This window comes from Streptococcus pneumoniae (genome assembly GCA_040719455.1).
GTDB classification, from domain to species: domain Bacteria; phylum Bacillota; class Bacilli; order Lactobacillales; family Streptococcaceae; genus Streptococcus; species Streptococcus pneumoniae_G.
Map to the genome: position 1 here is coordinate 823,848 of JBFDTN010000001.1, position 18,356 is coordinate 842,203.

Here is an 18,356-nt window from a genome sequence, read left to right on the forward strand (position 1 = left end):
ATTTCTCTATCAGTTGGCATTTATTCCTACATGAGCTGTTGCCGTCTCATGAATCTTTCTCTAAAAATTGCTCCACTACTTGGATAATATCCTCTTTGTAGGTAGGCTCTGAAATTTGGTAAAAAGCTACCTGCATGCGGTTGCGAAACCAAGTCAACTGGCGCTTTGCGAAACGTCGCGTATTTTGCTTGAGCATATCCACGGCTCTATCAAGCGATAATTCTCCTTGAAAATAGGGAAATAGCTCCTTATAGCCAATACCTTTTGTTGCCTGCACATCAGGATAATGTTCATAGAGCCATTTGGCCTCTTCTAAAAGCCCCTGCTCCATCATCTCATCTACTCGCTGGTTAATCCGCTCATATAGACGCTCTCGCTCATCATTTAAGCCAATGATCAACACATCATAATCTGGCTCTCGATTTTCCAGCTCTTTCCCAAAATGAGCAATTTCAAGTTGCCGAATCGCGCGTCTGCGATTGATCTGAGGAATAACAAGACCTTTTTTTGAGACTGCTTCAAACAAAGCTTCATCGGATAATATTTCTAATTCCTTGCGATAGGCTAGAATCTCTTCATGAGATACCTTTCCACCTAGATGATAGCCTTCTAGCAGACTTTGCAGATAGAGCCCTGTCCCACCCGCAATGATGGGGAGTTTCCCGCGCTCTCTAATCTCTTCAATAGCAAGGCGTGCCTCTGCCACAAACTCATAGGCTGAATAGCCCTCATCAACTGCACGCACATCAATCAAATGGTGAGGCACACGCGCCATTTCTTCCTTAGAGACCTTGGCTGTCCCAATATCTAGCCCACGATAGACCTGCTGGCTATCGCCACTGATAATTTCGCCTGCAAAGCGCTCTGCCAACTCCAAACTCAGAGCCGTTTTTCCAACCGCTGTTGGTCCTACAATTACAATTATTTTGGTTTTCATCGTTTTTCCTTGAAAAAATTTTATTTTTTCGTTAGTATATATTATAACACAAAAAAATGAAGTTCTTAAAAAGGAGGAAACTCATGGCTAAAAATTTTGCAAAAGGTTTGTTAACAGGTGTTGCAGGAACTGTTGCGGCTGTCGCAGGTGCAGTTTACGCGATTAAAAAGAAAGTGATTGAGCCAGAAGAGCAAAAAGCTGCCTTCATCGAAGAAAATCGTAAAAAAGCAGCACGCCGCCGCGTCTCACACTAAGATTGGATGACAGTAGAAAAAGTAGAGGTTTTGCCTCTACTTTTTTGCTGCTCCTTACTGAAAACAACCTCTCTAATCACAAATCATCGAAAATCCGTATCATTCTTTTCCTTCCACTCTTTGATGTAATTGAGTCGCTGTTTGATTCTAGCTTCATTGCCTTCTTCTGTCGGTTGGTAATAGACATGGTCTGCGATACTTTCTGGTCTGGTCGGCATGGTGGTCAATTTTTCTTCGTAAAAATGAGCCAACTGGTAGCCCTTGCCGTAGCCGACTTCCTTCATCAGCTTGGTCGTCGCATTGCGCAAATGAAGGGGCACTGACTCGTCAATGGTCTTTTTAATATCTTTTTGTACAGCTGTTCGAGCCTTGTAAGTCGCATTCGACTTGGGTGCGAGCGACAAATAAATGACGCACTGGGTCAAATGGACATCGCACTCTGGCAGACCGATATAGCGACAGGCCTGAAAGACATTAATCGCCAAGTTCAGCGCACCGTTGTCTGCTAAGCCAATATCTTCACTAGCAAAGCGAATCAGGCGCCGAGCGATATAGACAGGATCTTCACCGCCATCAATCATGCGCCCGAGCCAGTAAATGGCCGAATCGACATCGCTGTTGCGCATGGATTTGTGGAGAGCTGAGATGATATTGTAATGCTCTTCACCGTCCTTGTCATAATAGGCGGTCTTTTTATCCAAGAGAGCCGCCACCAAATCCTCCGTTACCACGACTTTCTTTCCCTTGACTTCGCTGTTAATGACCAACATCTCTAGGGTATTGAGGGCCGTTCTTGCATCTCCATTAGAATAAATGGCAATCTGCTTCAGAATGCTATCTTCAATCTCAACTTCCCAGTCAGGAAAGGCTAGGGAAGAATGGACAATGCCTTTGAGCAGCGTCAGCAATTCGTCTGAACTCAACTGCTTCAAGACAAAGACCCGCGTCCGAGATAGCAGGGCTGAATTAACTTCAAAAGAAGGATTTTCAGTCGTTGCCCCGATCAAGATAATACTCCCTTTTTCCACATAGGGCAAAAAAGCATCTTGTTGGGCCTTGTTAAAGCGGTGAATCTCATCGATAAAGACAATGGTCCGCTCACCTAGCTGACGGTGCTCCTCCGCTTCATTCATAATGGCACGAATTTCCTTAATCCCATTCATGACGGCACTAAAAGTAACAAAGCGAGACTGGGTGGTTTTGGCGATAATTTCTGCCAAGGTGGTCTTGCCAACCCCTGGCGGTCCCCAGAAAATCATGGAGGAAATCTGGTCCTTGTCAATCATCTCCCGCAGAAACTTGCCCTCACCAACCAAGTGGCCCTGACCAACAAAATCATTCAAGGTCCTCGGGCGGACGCGACTGGCTAGCGGGGCATTCTGGCTCCACTCCTCCTCAAATAAACTCGTCTGCTCCATATCCTCTCCTATCGTCCAAGCACCAAACGTCTGGTGTAAACAGCTTGACCTGAGTGCATGACTGCATCATCGACCGTTGATACCAAGCGCACACCCCGCGTCACCGCAGGTTCCCAAGACTCATCCACAATATCATCCAAGGCAGACTCTTCCAAATCGAGCAAATAGCTCTTTCCAAAGTCTATCGCCTCCTGCAAATAGCCGATGAGCAAGTCTTTGTCTGATACCTGCACCTTTTGCGCTTCTTCTGCTGTATGAATCCAGTCCTTGGTATCGCTTGGAAGATCCAAAGCAAACCGTTCTTCCCAGTTCTTGCTGCGATACAAGGGCTCTACACCTGCCAAATCAGCCATCTGGAAATCCACTGTTCTTGCCGTATGCCAGATGAGCCAAGTGACAGATTTCAGTAAAGGATTAGGCATAGTATTTGCCTCTTCTACTGTCATCATGCTTAAGGTTTCCAAAAAGCGCTCTTTCGCACGCTCCAATATGTCAATCATCAACTCTTTTGTCTGCATCTTTTTCTCCTTTTATAGGGTATTAGCGTTTCAATACTTGCCGTGCTTCCTGCTCCAAATTCTCCAAAATCCGTTCCAAATAGCCTTCCACTTCTGCAATCTCCTGCTCTGAAAAGCCTTGGTAAAAGACATCGCTCAGTCGCTGACTGATTTCTTCTCCGACAGTCTGCTGACTGGCACCAAGCGGGGTCAAATCAAAAATCCGCTTACGTCTGTCCTTGCTTGAAGCTGTACTCGTCAACAAGCCCTGCTCTTCCAAGCGCTTTAGCATGAGAGATAAACTGCTATTTGCTAGGCCCGTCACTTTGGACAAATCCGTTGCGGACTGAGGACTTTTATCCCACAAAGCCGACAAGATTTTGCCCTGCTCAGCATTGTAGAGCGCCCGCTCGTCCGTTGACAAATACCTGTTAAACAGCCTGCCATTTAAAAGACGAATTTTGAGGGTCAAATACCCTCCTTTTTTTGATTTCATTAGAACTCCTTTTTGTTTTACATAAAAACAAACTCTCTTTATATCTTACTATATAAAAACATTTTTAGCAAGAAAAAACTTCCTACTACATAGGTAGGAAGTCATCTTTCTTATATAAATAAACTTAGCACAAGATTGACCAATCCTGTTCCGAAAATCACCCAAATCGTGTTTACTTTCTTGCTTCGAACAAGAGCAAAAGCGAGAATCAATAGAATAAACTGGTAAATCGCTTTCTCATCTCCGCCTAACATGGCTACCAAGCTAAAAGCAACGGAGGCAATGAGGGCAACAACGACAGGGCGAATAGCTTTCATAACCAACTGAACACCGTTTAAATTTTTATAGCGGTAGTAAATCATCGAAAATAACAGCACGATTATCAGAGACGGTAAGACATTACCCATAGTTGCGACAATCGCACCGACTGGTCCTGCCACTTTCATACCGACAAAGCTAGCTGAATTGATGGCTAGAGGTCCTGGTGTCATCTGCGAAATGGTCAGTAAATCTCCATAAGTCGTAGAATCCAGCCAGCCTTTTTCCTCCACAATCAAGCTTTGAATATAAGGGAGGGAGGCATAACCACCGCCAATGCTGAGAAGTCCGATTTTTACAAAGGTCAAGAATAATTCAATGAGCATTCTCTCTCCTCCATTTTCTCTCAATAAAGCCTAAGATGAGTCCTAGCAAGGTCATGCTGAAAATCACAAGGAGCAAATTGACCTTGAACATCACTGTTAGAAGTAGCGCTCCTAAAAAGGTCACCCAATGTGTCAAGCCTTTTTGCTTGCCCAAGCCTACCACCAAATCAACAACGACATCAAGGATAATGGCGCAAACACCGACCTGCATGCCCTTTAAAAGACTAGCTACCAAGGGATTGCTCTTTACGGCATCATAAAGGACATACATGCCCATGAGAATCACCATCGGAGGTAAGACCGTAGCAAACATAGCAACCAAAGCGCCGATTACGCCCGCCATACGATAACCGATGGCAATCGAGCTATTGACCGCAATAGCGCCTGGTGACGTCTGCGCTAGTGCAATCAAGTCCAGCATCTCCTCTTCTTCAATCCAGCCCAATTTATCAACAAATGATGTTTTCATCAAAGGCACAATGACATAGCCTCCTCCAAAGGTAAAAGCACTAATCATAAAGGTTGTTTTAAATAATTTCCAAAGCATACATTTCCTTTCTAAGTATAGACAATATATAAAGCCCCCATTTGTCACATCGCGGATTTACCTGTATGATAGAGATAATAAAACACAGTTCATCTCAGCACAGGGATTACCACACACAAACGGAGGCTTCTATGAAAGATTATACCACTTTTTACATCGGAATGGACGTTCACAAGACCAGTTTTTCTCTAGCGTGCTATCATTTAGAGACAGACAGTCTCTCCCACTATCAAAAAACAGCGGCTGAGGCTAAGGAGGTTATAAGCTATCTCAACTCCCTAGCAGACTGTTACGGTGAGAATACAAAGTTTGTCTGCGGATATGAAGCGGGGTGTCTAGGATTCACCTTGAAGCGACAGTTAGAAGCAAAGGGAATCACTTGCATTGTAATGGCACCCACTACAATTCTACAACCCTCCACTAAAAAACGAGTCAAAACAGATAAAAAGGATGCCGAACATCTAGCTAAATGTCTCGCTTTCAAAAGCTATCAACCTGTTCATGTGCCAACTGAGGAAGATGAGCAAGTCAAAGAATTCATTCGGATGCGAGATGATCACAACTTGGCTCTTAAGAAAATTAAACAACAGATTCTTGCTTTCTGCCTACGACACGACTATCGCTTTACTCTAGGTAAAAGTCATTGGACTCAGAAACATATTGCATGGTTGAAAGGACTAGAGTTAAAAGGACTTTATAAAGAGATTCTGTCTGAATATCTCATCACGTTTGACTATCTAGTGAATAAATTAGAACGGTTGGACAAACGAATAGAGGAGATAGCACAAAGTGAGAACTATCAAGATAAGGTCAAAAAACTCTCTTGTTTTATTGGGGTTAGAACTCGTACAGCTTTAGCCTTAGTTTCCGAAATTGGAGATTTTAAGCGTTTCAAAACAGCACCTCAGTTTGCCTCGTATCTTGGTTTAGTCCCTGGCGAGGATTCTAGTGGAGATAAACAAACCTATCTTGGAATTACAAAAGCTGGAAATAGCCATGTCAGACGGTTACTGGTGGAATCTGTCCAGAGTCTATCCCGAGGAACTGTTGGGTATAAATCCAAGGCTCTAAAGACTCGACAAGCAGGGAATCTACCAGAGATAATCGCTTATGCGGATAAGGGGAACGAACGTCTCCGACGTCGCTATAAGCACATGGTTTTAAGCAGGGAGAAAAAGAGTCCTGTCTCCAAGATTGCTCTTGCCCGAGAACTTGCCTGCTTTATATGGGGGATGATGACTGAGAATATAGCTTAGAATAGATAGGTGGTTTTGTGCGCACTTTTTACGGAATGTCTAGGAGGGAGAGACAATGACTTGATAAGCTAGATTGGAATAGAAAACTACTCTTTCATGCCACTATTGGGAACAAAAAGGTTTGAGCTATCTACGAAACAACTAAGTTGGCACTTTAGTGATCCACGATTATAGACAGTAGAGCTCGCGGCAGAACCATTGACCTGTAGGTAACCAATCCACGAATATCAGAGTGGCCAATGCCCGGAACTGCCCCAATAGTGACGTGAGAGAGTAGCAAATGAATAAGGGACAGACAGGAAAACATTTTACTTGACCAATGGCTTTATATATCAGTTACTCGTGGTGCTAGTTAATTTCAAACTACAATAAAAAGCCCAAAAGGACTATACTGTAAGTGCCGAAACAAACAGGAGGTAGTCCAAATGAGCCACTTACAGTATACCGCTAAATCTCATCACTTACAATGGAATTTGAAGCAATTATCAAAAATTTGCCATCAACTGTATAGGGATTATTGTCCTAAATCTTTCAAACATCGTCATAATGTCAGTCTATCTAAGGTTTCAGATCAATCTCTATTAGTCTTACTTCTCTTGCAAGCTGAACTAGGGATTAAGTCACAACGTCATTTCTACCGTCTCTGTTACTTATTTCCTTGTGGTCATCTTCTTGAACGAAGCCGTTTTAATAGACGAGCAAGACAGTTGATTTGGTTAGTTCAAGTCATTAGACAAGCAATGAATACTCAAATCTCACCTGGTTCCATTGTTATTATAGATAGCTTTCCCTTGCCACTTTGCCAACCTATCCGTAACTATAGAACACGTATTTTTAACGACTTAGCAGATATTGGCTACAATGCTTCCAAACATCTGTGGTTCTATGGATTCAAAGTACACATGCTGGTAACTTTATCAGGCTATATTCTGAATTATGTTGTGACACCTGCATCAGTCCATGATATTAGGGCAGTTGATGACTTACTAGAAAATTGCCGACAACCTTATATTTTGGCAGATTTAGGCTATCTTAGTAAGGAACTTAAAGATCATTTGACCCAAAAAGGCTATCATCTATGGACTCCCTTACGCCAAAATATGGCAGGAGCTAAACAACATAATCATTGGAAATTGATGGCTATGAGACGAACCATTGAGACTCGCTTCTCAGAGCTTTGCGGTCTTTTTGATATAGAACACACACTGACTAGAGGTGTAGCAGGTCTGCAGTTAAGGCTGGAGCAAATTATACTGGCTTACAATCTGAGATACTTCGAGATTAACTAGCACCACGAGTATCAGTTGTTTAGTTTTGATTTAGTACGAGGCAATGAGTCCCAGGCATAACTGGAGTTAAGCAAGACGAGTTAACGATGTAATAAATGAAAACTAAATGACTATATCAAGCGACCTGCTCCATGCTACCATTCCCTCTAATAAACTCGCAAATTCTTTGGGGTTCGTTCGGTTTAATTCATGACCGCCACCTGCTACTATTTCCAAGCGACTATTTGGAAGCTCTTTGGCTAAGCGTCTTGCAGCAGATAAATTTGCCTTGTCCTTACTGCCACAGACAACCATCACAGGCAAGCGAATATTCCCTAGCTTGTCTGAAAAATCAAGATTGCCTGTATCTGTGAGAAAGTCTAGCACTTCATGCTTTTTCATCCCCCATTTTTGAAAGATAAAGGCAGGAATCAAGCGAAAAATCAAACCTTGAAGAGCATAAGCTCGATTGCCTTTTAGCTTGTATGGAGTCCCTGAGAGGACCAATCCTTGGCAATTCGGCAAAGGCTGATCTGCCATGGATAAGGCAAGCAGACCAAAATATAGGGTTCTTTCATATCCTTGAGTGATGGATAGAGATTGTTAGCCATAGTTTCAAAAGGAGTGAGACCTTCTGTTTGATCATAGGAAAAGGCGACTTGAATCTCATCTTCTGAAAGAAACCTAGCGACTTCCTCCCAGACTTCTTTTCTTTGACCAAATCCTGATAAGCAAATAATTTTCATAGCAACCACTCCTTTTTAATCGCAAATTCTGCTAAAAGCTGCTCTACCTTATCAAATCCCAAGCGAAAATGCGCCAAAGTATGCCCATCTGAACCAATCGAATAGCGCCTGCACCCCATCTCGGACAAAAGAGACAAGACATAGCGATACAGGGCTTCATTACCATAGAGATACATGGACTTGGTATTGAGTTCAAAAGCTAGATTTTTCTCCATCATGAGATGAAAGAGTTTGCGAAGTTCTGGCTCCACTGCTTGTAACTCCTCCACACTGACCTGTAACTTCCGAAAGCCGTAGTCAAAGTGGGCAAGGACATGCGCTGGAATAGCTTGCACCGCTTCTTGCATGCTACGGATGTAATCGCAAATATGTTGCTTCCTATCTAGGTCAAACACAGCTTCTTCCAAATAATCAAACTTTCCATTATGATGGACAGATAAAAGCTTCATATCATAGTCTTTTCCCTCTAAAAAAGCCAGCGTATCTGCTAAGCGCGGAGCATAGTATCCAATCTCAATCCCTCGCTTGATACGATTGCCATAGCGGGCATTTAATTTTTCAAGCTTTGCCACATAAGCCTCATAATCAGGTACATCATCACGAGGACCACCCATATAGGGATTGCTCAAGTCAAAATGCTCAGTGGTCACAATCTCATCCGCATAAGCGGTCACATAATCCTCAAAATCCGCCTCACAATCATAGGAAAAATAAGTATGAACATGATTATCTCGCATAAAAACCTCCTAATCCACTGCCACGACTTCTAGGCTAGAACCGCCAAGTAAAATCAAGTATTTCTCAATCTTATCCATGTGATAGGCACGAGAGAGGGCTTCTTGATAAAGAGCCAACTGCTCTTTATAGCGCACCACCAAGTCACTGGCTGTCTGATAATGATCGGTCTTATAGTCAAACAAGATCATTCGATCTTCTAAGACTACATAGCCGTCCAAAATCCCCCGCACAACGAATTCTTCTTGGCTGACAGGGTCTTTTTTGAGCATGGCAAAGGGTGCTTCTCGATACACCTGATCATGCTTTTCTAGCAAAAGCTTACCCAAGTCCGTCTCAAAAAAGGCGAGAATTTTCTGCAAATCTATGCGTTCTTTCACTTGATCTTTTGCGTCCACCTGCTCTAGGGTTTGCTCGATCCTCTCTCTTGTCATAGGGAGGTTTAGAGGCAGGCGCTGCATAAGCTCGTGGACAGCACTTCCGACCTCAGCACCTGTCACCTTGGCTTTTTTAGTCAAATCTGGCCAAGCAAGAGAAAGCTCTGTCGCGCGTGTTTGCTCCATCACATCTACACCTTCTGTCTCCATGACAGGTTCATACAATTTTTTGATTTGGCTCGGTGTACGGACACTTGGCAAATCAATGGCTGCTTGGTAAAGCTGGTTCAGACGATCGACATTTTCCAAAATATCCAAGGCACGGGAAATATCCTCCGACTGCCGGTTATGGGCTTGACTGTCTAAAGTCTCTAGGCTTATCCCCTTCACGTTTCCAATCTGATCAGAGCTTAATTCCTCATCTCCGACAAAGCGAATCGTCAAAGGCAACTCTTCCTTATGAAAGACCGTTGCCACAGACCAAATCCAGTCTTGGAAGGTCTGCAAACTCTCACGCAACGCCAAAGGCAAAAGACCATTTTCAGCCAATGGTGGGATTTCACTTTGCAACTTTTCTTGACTGCCTTTACCAATCAGATACAGCTTTTTCTCAGCCCGTGTCATGGCAACATAGAGCAAGCGCATTTGTTCAGAAAGGGTGGCAAGTTGCAATTCTTGTGCATTTTTCTGATAAGGAAGCGTTTCGATGGACAGGCGAATCGGCTGGGTCAGTTTGATCTCAGCAGGCTCCATCGCTACATCTGCTACATACTTAATCCCTGCCCCCTTTTTTCTGCTGACAATCATACTAGATGTCGTATCCTGCTTATTAAAGGGCTGATCCAGATTGAGCAAGAAGACATAGGCAAACTCCAAGCCCTTGCTCTTATGAATAGTCATCAACTGGACAGCCTTTTCTGGCGGTGCTACCGCAACGCTAGCCAAGTCATGTTGATTTTCCAAAATCTTATCAATCATGCCAATAAAGCGAGAAAGACCTTTGAAGCTACTCTTTTCATAGTCATTGGCACGGAGCGAAAGCGCATAGAGATTAGCTTGACGAAGAGCCCCATTTGGCAGACTCCCTACATAATCATAGTACAATCGATCCTGGTAAATCTTCCAAATCAAGTCATAAAGCGCCTCTGTCTTAGCTAGATTTCTCCACTTCTCTAAATAGGTCTGAAAAAGCTCAATTTTTGCATGCAGGTCTTGTCCTATCAACTGTGGATGCTGACCTGTTTTTACTTGGCTATGCTTTAGTTTCTCATAGAGATTTTCCTGCGCAAGATCATCCGAAGTTTGCAGAGAAATCCGTGCTAGCTCATCTTCTGTAAAACCAAACATAGGTGATTTCAAGACTGCCACCAAGGCATAGTCATTCAGCGGATTGTTAATGGTGCGAAGAGTATCAAGCATAACCATGACTTCCACAGACTGTAGGTAATTACTCTCTGCCCCATCCGACACCAAAGGAATCCCTGCCTCCGCAAAAGCAGTTAAAATCTTGTCGTTGCGGGTCCGAGATGAGGTTAGAAGGGCGATCTCCTCAAAAGGAACTCCTTCTTCATTGTGCAGACGGATGATTTCTTTGATGACCACGGAGATTTCCTTGGCGGTATTTTCTGCGGTTTCATCTTCTTGATCCTTGTCATAGATGAGAAATTCAGCCTGATACTGCGGCGTTTTTTCTTTCTTACTTGGATTTCCTGCTACAAGATAATGTAAATCATTATAGGTAATCTCTCCAACCCTCTCATCCATCAAACGCTTGAAAATCTCATTGGTAACGGATAGTACCTCCGTATGGCTACGGAAATTTTCCTTGAGCAAAATGAGCTTTCCAGCCTTTTCCTCTTTAGCATAAAGCTTAAACTTATCATTGAAAATCTGCGGATCTGCCTGACGAAATCGGTAAATCGACTGCTTGATATCGCCCACCATAAAGCGATTGTGACCATTCGACAAGAGTTCCAACATCCTCTCCTGAATAGGACTGGTATCTTGGTACTCATCGACCATGACCTCGTGGTATTTTTCACGGTAAAAGTCTCGTACCTGAGGGAATTTCTCCAAAAGCGCAATGGCAAAATGACTGACATCCGCAAATTCAAAGGCATTTTCAGCTTTTTTGCGCTCCAAATACGCAAGGATAAAAGCTTTCATAAACTCCTGCAAGGTCTTTAAAATCTCACGAGCAGAAGTATGGTAACGCACTTGGTAATCAAACTGATAGACTTGACTAGCCAGCTCCCGCAAATGCTCAATCTTAGCTTTTCGCTCTTCATTGTAGGCAGTCGCTAACATCTTTAACTCTTCTTTGCGCGTAACAATGGTCAAAGCCCTGCCGTTGCTAGCTCGTGAAATGGCAACAACGGTCTCTAAAACCTCTTTGACCCGCTCAAAATCCGACTGTTCATTCAAGCTTCCAATATGCTCGATAATCAAGGCAACCTGCTCTTGGTATTTGGCATTAGCAAACTCACGACCGTCATTTGCCAAATGATGATTGAAAAAGGACTCCACATCAAATAAGGCGCTTATGATCTTACTTTGTAAGCTCTTTTTTTCTGCTGCTATATCCAGCTCATCATAGCCAATAAGAAAGGTCTCATCCAACCACTTCAAGGGATTTTCAGCAGACTGAACAAAGGTATAAAGCTGATAGACCTTATCTCTAAAACCTGCTACATCCTTTCGTGTACCGACAAAATTTTTCACCAATCGCTCAAAAGCTGCCTTGTCTTTTCCTTCATAAAAGCTGGCAAAGACTTGCTCAAAGACTTCTTTTTGAAGCAGCGCTTGCTCACTCGCATTTTGTAAAATCCGAAAATTAGGGGAAATCTCCAGCAAATAGCCATATTTGGTCAAGAGCTTTTGAGTAAAAGCGTCCATGGTCCCAATGTCTGCTGTTGGCAAATCGGCTAACTGCTTTGCCAAATGCTGCTTGAGCTCACTATCTTTTGTCTCTTGCATGAGCTTTGTAAGCTCTTTTTCCAAACGCTCTTTCAATTCAGTCGCTGCCTTGACCGTAAAGGTAGAGATGAACAAATCCTCCAGCTCCACTCCCCGCACTATCTGATCCACAATGCGCTGAACCATGACAAAGGTCTTGCCTGAACCTGCCGAAGCAGAGACAAGGATATTTTGACCTGACATGTAAATAGCTTCAATCTGCTCTGGGGTCCGCTTTGCTGGTTTGTCTGATTGACGTTCTAAGAGCACTACCTGCTTGATTTCATCTGGGCTTAAAAATGCTTGTCGCTTCACTTGTCCAACTCCTCTCTCATCTTGTCCATCCAAGCTGTTCGTAGTGTATCACCTGTCGGTCGTTTTTCATAGTCTGCTAGATTTAGCTTGACAAGATTTCTCGCCTGTCCTAAATGGAGATTGGCTTCAAATCCTGTAATCGCCTTGTATTGCTCTACAAAAGCACCGATACTCCTGCCATCTTCGGTGTAAGGATTGATGGCAAAATTCCCTTTGACAATCGCTTCTGCTGCCCTTTGGTAAAGCAGAGCATTATAAGCAAGTAAAATCTCCAATTCTTCCTTGGTCAAGAGATTTTCCTTTTTCTTTTGGTAAAAATCTCCCAGAATCTTTGCATGGTCTTTCAAAAACAAACCTTTGTACTCCAAGGTCTTAAGAACACTAGCAACCGCCTCCCCCTCATCTTTGGTACTTGCTAGCGCCACCAAAGGATTGGTCATCTGCAAATACATGGCTCCAAAAATCTCATCCAAACTCTTTCCCCACTCTTCCTGCGTCAGAGCCGATAGATAGGTCGGCAACTGCGAATTTAGACCATTGAAAAATTTTTGATACTGGAAAGCTACATCACCAGACTTGTAATCCACCACCCCAAGACTGCCGTCCGTTAAGGCATCAATGCGGTCCACTTTCCCACTGACCTTGACCTCACGTCCATCAGATAAGATTGCAAATGCCTTGTCTCCTTTTCCAAAGACCGTCTCCTCTCCGATAGGACGAATGAGCTGATTTTCTCGCAAGATCTGACTGGTCACCTGAGCTGTTTCTAGCAAAAGACTGCGAGCAAAAGCTGCTTGTGGCTCAGTATAGAGAGCTGCAAATTCTGGCTCTTGACTGGTTTCTCGCATAGCTGCTTCTAAGCGAACATCAAAGTCATCTGAGGATTTCTCTTGCATGACTTTCTCAAAAATCCGATGCAGAAAATTCCCATGGCTACGAGCATCTGGTTTCAAGCTTAGCGTTTCTTCTAAACGCAAGACATACTTCAAAAAATAAGCATACTGATGGCGGTAAAATTCTGTCAAGCTGGAAGTTGAAAGATAGAGAGGCTTGTCCTTGGGGTAGAGAACAGCAAGCGTCTCTTTTGATAGAGGCTGGCTGCTAGCCCCTGGAGCAAGAGCTGGAATCTCAATTCCCTCAGCCGCTAATTTTTTCCGTAAGACTCGCACAGCAACCGCCCAAAAGGTCTGATTTTGCTTCAGTAAATCCTCTTCAATCTCGCCCTGATAGAGATGAATCAAACGCGATAACAGTCCACGATATGTCCCAATATCATCACTTGAGGCACTCGCTTTTTTCATCTGTAATCGAAGCCCAATCGGTTCAGCCAGCAAGTCCTTGAGATAAGGAGAAATATTGCCCTCTGTCTCATTGAGGATTTGCGGGGTGGATAGTACCAACTCCTTTGTCGCAGAGTTCAGCAGAGAAAAAGCAACAAAGCGATTTTTCTTCATATTTTCCTTGCGGGCAATGACCAGCTCAGACAAGTCCACTGTCTCTTCGTTTAATCTCAAGCGATCCTCATCACTTAACAGACTGGTATTTTGAGCAATCTTGGGAAAATTCTCTTGGGTCAGACCAATCGCATAAATGTATTGGCTAGACAAGGGCTCAATCAAATCATAGGACTGCACCGTTACCACATCCACCCGAGCTGGAATCGTTCGGTAATTGGACAAGAGCATACCTGACTCAAGGAGCTGCAAAAAGTCATCTACTTTCACTTTTTCCTTGTCAAAAACCAAGGCAAACTGTTCTAAGACATGGCTAAATGACTTCCATACCTCTTCTGCTCGCTCCTTTTCCTGCAAGGAAAAGTCTCTTACCATTGCCTTGAAATTCTCCATCAAGTGGCTAGCTTCTGCAAAGACTTGGAATTTCTTTAAAATCCCTTGGCTGGTCTGCGTTCGTGACGATAGGAAATCCGCTAAGGGGGCCACCACATTTTCTCGTAGGTTATTCAAACGCTTTACATCAAATTTCCCACGATGATTCAGCGTAAAAGGACGCTTAAAGGCTGCAAGACCATTGATGTCTATAAAACGAATGTACTGCTCAAAGCGGTCTAAATCTGCCTGACTCATATTGCCGTAAAGACCGGTCTTTAAGATATTCAGCAAATCCTCAGCTCGAAAATGATAGATTTTCAAGCGTCGCAAGGATTCCACAAATTGGACCAAGGGATGGTGCGCCATGGACTCAGCACGTCCTAAATAAAAAGGAATTTGATAGGCATCAAAAATGGTTTTAAGCTGCAGCTGATAGGCTGCTACATCTCCTAACAGCACTCGAATATCCTTATAGCGTACACCATCGTGGAGCTTCTGACGAATGCTCTTTGCCACATACTCCAGCTCCTCTTTCTGGCTGAGACAGGACCAGATTTGCACAGCTGATTTGTCTTCTTCGCGCAAGGCAAGGTCCGTCTCAGAAAAGTCATAACGGCTTTCAAACAGTCTAGCAATTTTGCCAAAAGCGTCTTCTTCTCCCTCGTAAGAAAGATACTCTGGCTTGACAGAAAATTCCACGGCTAATGTTCGCAAGAAATCCAGACTCGCTTGATAGACATTGCCCTCAGAAAAGCTACTGCTATATGCCTTTTGACTAGCAAAGGTCCCGATAATGACTTCAACACCCCGTTTGTGTAAGAGTGAAATCAAGTACTCTTCCTCAGCTGAAAAACGGGTAAAACCATCAATAACTACTGCTAAACGAGCTAGCTCCTCATCCAGCTCACCCGTTTCGATTTGCTGGCAAAAACGCAAAATTTTAGAGCCAGATTCAAACTGCCCTTGATTGAGCTGATGGGTAACTTCTGTAAAGATCTTGAGCAAGTCTGCTCGCTTTTCTGGCTCTTCTAAGGATTCCAAATCTGCCACCGTCATGTGCGCTTCCTGCAATTCGTGGTACAAATCCACCAACTGCTGGATAAAGCCGGAATCCTGCTTAAACCGAGCATAGACACGCAATTCCGCATCTGGGATGAGCGACAACGCACGGTAAAAGAGCATACCAAGCCCAACATCATCTAAAGGCTGCTTGCGACTGACTTCATTTAAAGTAAAATAACGAGCCATCTGAGCAAAGCGCGTGATGGTAATGGAAAATGATGCTTTCTCAGGCAGGCACTCCAAAACTGAGCGCTCCTTTTCAAAAGAGAGTGAGTTTGGGGCAATATAAAAGACACGCTTGTTTGCGTTTGCTAGCTCATAGGCTTTTTCTGCTAACATCTGCGTCAAAGGATGACGAATATCGGTATAATATAACTTCATAGGAAACTCTTTTCTGACTGTACTAGGACTATTATAGCATGTTTCTCTCAAAAATCCTCTTTCTGGTAAATCCGCGCGATGCGCTCAATCTGCCCCTGTAAATCATAATCCTCAAATTGCAACTGCTTGTTGAGAGCCTGTGCTAAGACTTCCTCCACTTGCTGCAGAGCTGTAATTTGCTTTTGTAAGTCTCCCTGCTTTTTCAAAATGATATCATAGACCAAAGGCTCTGAGTAGCCTGTCTGACCTGTCACTTTTAAAATCTCCTTAATCTCATCTAAAGAAAAATGAAAAATCGTTAAGAGCTTGATAAATTCCAACAAAAAGACTGTTTCTTCTGCATAATCGCGGTAGTTATTGGAGAGCCGTTTCGGCGTAGGAATCAGCCCGATTTTCTCATAATAACGAATGGTGGAAATAGGCGTTCCAGATTTTTCAGAAATTTCTTTGCTATTCACGATACTTTCTCCTTGACTATAAACTATACTTCATAGTTTATACTAAAGAAAATCCATTTTCAAGAGGAGAATACATGTCTAATACAGTTAATCAATCAAATCAAAAACGCTCAATCAGAAGTTTTTTTATTGAAAAAATATTGTTCTTAAGCAGAGCAAAGAAGCAACTCGCAAAGCAAAGTGACGAGTCATTCTCAACTCTACTACAAAATATGCAGGAAAAAAGTGATAAGCCTTACCCCAATCCTCAAAAATGGGTTAAGATGCCTGTCACGGAGACAAGCTATGACGGTATGCAGACCTTCATCTGGAATGATAAAAATGATGCCAACCAAAGAGTCATTTTTTATCTCCACGGTGGAGCCTATGCTCTCCAACCATCATCACTCAATTTTAAAACGGCCGCTTACATCTCAAAAGAGCTAGATGCCAAAGTCGTCTTTCCAATCTATCCCAAGGCGCCACGCTACAACTGGACAGATACCTTTCCAAAGGTCGAGACCGTCTACAAGGATATCCTCAGAAGCACCTCACCTGAAAAGATTACCATTATGGGAGACTCTGCTGGGGGCGGACTCAGTCTAGGGCTTGCCATGTATCTTCGTGACCACAAACTTCCTCAGCCCAAGGATATTATTTTGCTTTCTCCTTGGCTAGATGTCCATACTAATCATTCCGATATTTCCAAATACGAACCGCTTGACCCCATGCTTTCTTCTTGGGGGTTAGAGAAAATCGGGACTATTTGGGCAGGAGACGAAGAAAATCGGAGCATTCCCTATGTCAGTCCTTTATTTGGTGATTTCACGAATCTAGGAAAAATCTCTATTTTTATCGGAACTCATGAGATTTTCTTCCCTGATAATCAATCCTTCCATGAATTACTGGTCAAAAAAGGAATTGATCACAACTACATTGTTGCTGATAAAATGAACCACGGATATCCTATATTCCCAATCCCTGAAGCTAAGGAAGCGCAGAAAGAGATGATAGAGATTATCAGAGAGAGATAAACCATGCCCTCATGGGCATTTTTTCATACATTTTTTTCAAAAAAAGCTTGACATTGACCTTGCGTAAATTTGTATAATAGAATTATCTTGCAAGATAGAATACTCTATAAAAATCAAAATCTGACTAGCTTTCACAATTGATAATTGTGAAAGGCGGTAAATAGAACGAGCCTAGCTCGTCTCCACTAAAACATTAGGTAGAACTGAAGTTAGTTGAGGATTATGCCATAAGCCTTATTTCCAACCTTCAACAGTCCAGTGGACTGTTGAAGCAAGGTGAGTTAACGACGCCAGAATTTGATTTTTGACGAGTATAAACCACATCGAGGAGAAAAACATGACTTATTCCATTCGCCAATTGGCAGAGCTTTCTGGTATCAGTACCCGCACCCTGCGCTATTATGAACAGATTGGCTTACTTGCGCCTTCTCACAAGAATGACAGCGGCTACCGCTTTTATGGAGAGGCAGAAGTCGACACCCTCCAACAAATTCTCTTTTACAAGGAGCGGGGCTTTGAACTCAAGCAAATCAAGAATTTTCTGACCCAAGAAAACTTTGACAGCTTAAGTAGCCTAGAAGACCACTTGGCAGACCTGCATGCAAAAAAACAACGGATCGAAGCCATGATTGACAACCTCGAACGAACGATTCAAGCACAGAAAGGACATCAAACAATGACGACACAGGAAAAATTTCAAGCCTTTAAGGACAAACTAATTCAAGAAAATGAAGAAAAATACGGAGCTGAACTTCGTGAAAAATATGGAGAAAAGGAAATGCAAGAAGCCAATAAACACTTTGCCAATATGAGCGAAGAGAGCTACCAACGCTGGCAAGCCTTAGACCAAGAGATTAAACACTTGCTGAATCAAGCTATTGCTGAAAACTGGAAAGCTGAAGATGAAGCAAGTAAGCAAATCGTCCAACTCCACAAGGAATGGCTCCAAATCGCAGACAAAAACTACTCTGCTGAAAAGCACATCGGCATCGCTCAGCTCTATACAACTGATGAACGCTTTGCTACCTACTATGATGCAGAAAACTCAGGCTGCGCTGCCTTTCTCACGGCCAGTATTAGCCACTGGGCAAGTCTGATTGACTAAAAGATCGAAACAAATAGGGAGTGAGGATAATCATGATTTCGAAGAAATCGATTATCCTCACTC

At 43.1% G+C, this 18,356-nt stretch carries 17 protein-coding genes; 5 read left to right on the forward strand and 12 right to left on the reverse strand.

The annotated features are described in order from the left end of the window. Positions 1-46 precede the first annotated feature (46 nt). On the reverse strand, positions 47-937 hold the full coding sequence (gene miaA / locus AB1I63_03900) for a tRNA (adenosine(37)-N6)-dimethylallyltransferase MiaA (protein ID MEW4354032.1): 891 nt from the start codon (positions 935-937) through the stop codon (positions 47-49). Between the two features lie 83 nt (positions 938-1,020). Between miaA and AB1I63_03905 the strand changes: the two genes are divergently transcribed. Further along, positions 1,021-1,191, forward strand: a complete 171-nt coding sequence (locus tag AB1I63_03905; GenBank protein ID MEW4354033.1) for a DUF3042 family protein — start codon at positions 1,021-1,023, stop codon at positions 1,189-1,191. A gap of 83 nt (positions 1,192-1,274) precedes the next feature. On the opposite strand, the gene AB1I63_03910 is transcribed toward AB1I63_03905, so the two are convergent. From AB1I63_03910 to AB1I63_03930, 5 genes are all read right to left on the reverse strand, one after another. Continuing rightward, positions 1,275-2,609: a replication-associated recombination protein A gene (locus AB1I63_03910; protein MEW4354034.1), complete on the reverse strand. Its 1,335-nt coding sequence runs from the start codon at positions 2,607-2,609 to the stop codon at positions 1,275-1,277. 8 nt (positions 2,610-2,617) lie between these two features. Continuing rightward, entirely contained in the window at positions 2,618-3,127 is a 510-nt protein-coding gene (locus tag AB1I63_03915) for a DinB family protein (GenBank protein MEW4354035.1), read from the reverse strand. Positions 3,128-3,149: 22 nt separating this feature from the next. Further along, on the reverse strand, positions 3,150-3,602 hold the full coding sequence (locus AB1I63_03920) for a MarR family transcriptional regulator (protein ID MEW4354036.1): 453 nt from the start codon (positions 3,600-3,602) through the stop codon (positions 3,150-3,152). Positions 3,603-3,712: 110 nt separating this feature from the next. Next, positions 3,713-4,246, reverse strand: a complete 534-nt coding sequence (locus tag AB1I63_03925; protein ID MEW4354037.1) for a chromate transporter — start codon at positions 4,244-4,246, stop codon at positions 3,713-3,715. Then, positions 4,236-4,793 (reverse strand): chromate transporter, encoded by a 558-nt coding sequence (locus tag AB1I63_03930; protein MEW4354038.1) that lies wholly within the window; start codon positions 4,791-4,793, stop codon positions 4,236-4,238. Before AB1I63_03930 ends, AB1I63_03925 begins: the two co-directional genes overlap by 11 nt. 131 nt (positions 4,794-4,924) lie before the next feature. Here AB1I63_03930 and AB1I63_03935 point away from each other — a divergent pair, with 131 nt between their 5' ends. Both AB1I63_03935 and AB1I63_03940 read left to right on the forward strand, forming a co-directional pair. Beyond that, a complete protein-coding gene (locus tag AB1I63_03935) occupies positions 4,925-6,049 on the forward strand; it encodes an IS110 family transposase (protein MEW4354039.1) in 1,125 nt (374 codons plus the stop codon). Between the two features lie 425 nt (positions 6,050-6,474). Then, positions 6,475-7,338, forward strand: coding sequence for an IS982 family transposase (locus AB1I63_03940; protein ID MEW4354040.1), 864 nt, complete (start codon positions 6,475-6,477; stop codon positions 7,336-7,338). Positions 7,339-7,440: 102 nt separating this feature from the next. On the opposite strand, the gene AB1I63_03945 is transcribed toward AB1I63_03940, so the two are convergent. The 6 genes from AB1I63_03945 to AB1I63_03970 are packed head-to-tail and all read right to left on the reverse strand — an operon-like array spanning position 7,441 to position 16,175. Further along, positions 7,441-7,857, reverse strand: coding sequence for a hypothetical protein (locus AB1I63_03945; protein ID MEW4354041.1), 417 nt, complete (start codon positions 7,855-7,857; stop codon positions 7,441-7,443). Next, positions 7,794-8,063: a hypothetical protein gene (locus AB1I63_03950; GenBank protein ID MEW4354042.1), complete on the reverse strand. Its 270-nt coding sequence runs from the start codon at positions 8,061-8,063 to the stop codon at positions 7,794-7,796. Before AB1I63_03950 ends, AB1I63_03945 begins: the two co-directional genes overlap by 64 nt. Beyond that, positions 8,060-8,800 carry a PHP domain-containing protein gene (locus tag AB1I63_03955; protein ID MEW4354043.1) on the reverse strand — a complete coding sequence of 247 codons (741 nt, stop codon included), beginning with the start codon at positions 8,798-8,800 and terminating at the stop codon, positions 8,060-8,062. Before AB1I63_03955 ends, AB1I63_03950 begins: the two co-directional genes overlap by 4 nt. 9 nt (positions 8,801-8,809) lie before the next feature. After that, positions 8,810-12,445, reverse strand: coding sequence for a helicase-exonuclease AddAB subunit AddA (gene addA / locus AB1I63_03960; GenBank protein MEW4354044.1), 3,636 nt, complete (start codon positions 12,443-12,445; stop codon positions 8,810-8,812). After that, positions 12,442-15,717 carry an ATP-dependent nuclease subunit B gene (rexB, locus tag AB1I63_03965; GenBank protein ID MEW4354045.1) on the reverse strand — a complete coding sequence of 1,092 codons (3,276 nt, stop codon included), beginning with the start codon at positions 15,715-15,717 and terminating at the stop codon, positions 12,442-12,444. The genes addA and rexB overlap by 4 nt, the downstream gene beginning before the upstream one ends. A 47-nt stretch (positions 15,718-15,764) precedes the next feature. Further along, complete coding sequence (locus AB1I63_03970) at positions 15,765-16,175, reverse strand: MerR family transcriptional regulator (GenBank protein MEW4354046.1); 411 nt, start codon at positions 16,173-16,175, stop codon at positions 15,765-15,767. A gap of 74 nt (positions 16,176-16,249) precedes the next feature. On the opposite strand from AB1I63_03970, the gene AB1I63_03975 reads away from it, so the two are divergent. Both AB1I63_03975 and AB1I63_03980 read left to right on the forward strand, forming a co-directional pair. Continuing rightward, positions 16,250-17,188 carry an alpha/beta hydrolase gene (locus tag AB1I63_03975; GenBank protein MEW4354047.1) on the forward strand — a complete coding sequence of 313 codons (939 nt, stop codon included), beginning with the start codon at positions 16,250-16,252 and terminating at the stop codon, positions 17,186-17,188. A gap of 337 nt (positions 17,189-17,525) precedes the next feature. Beyond that, positions 17,526-18,293, forward strand: a complete 768-nt coding sequence (locus AB1I63_03980) for a MerR family transcriptional regulator (GenBank protein ID MEW4354048.1) — start codon at positions 17,526-17,528, stop codon at positions 18,291-18,293. Positions 18,294-18,356: the final 63 nt, after the last annotated feature.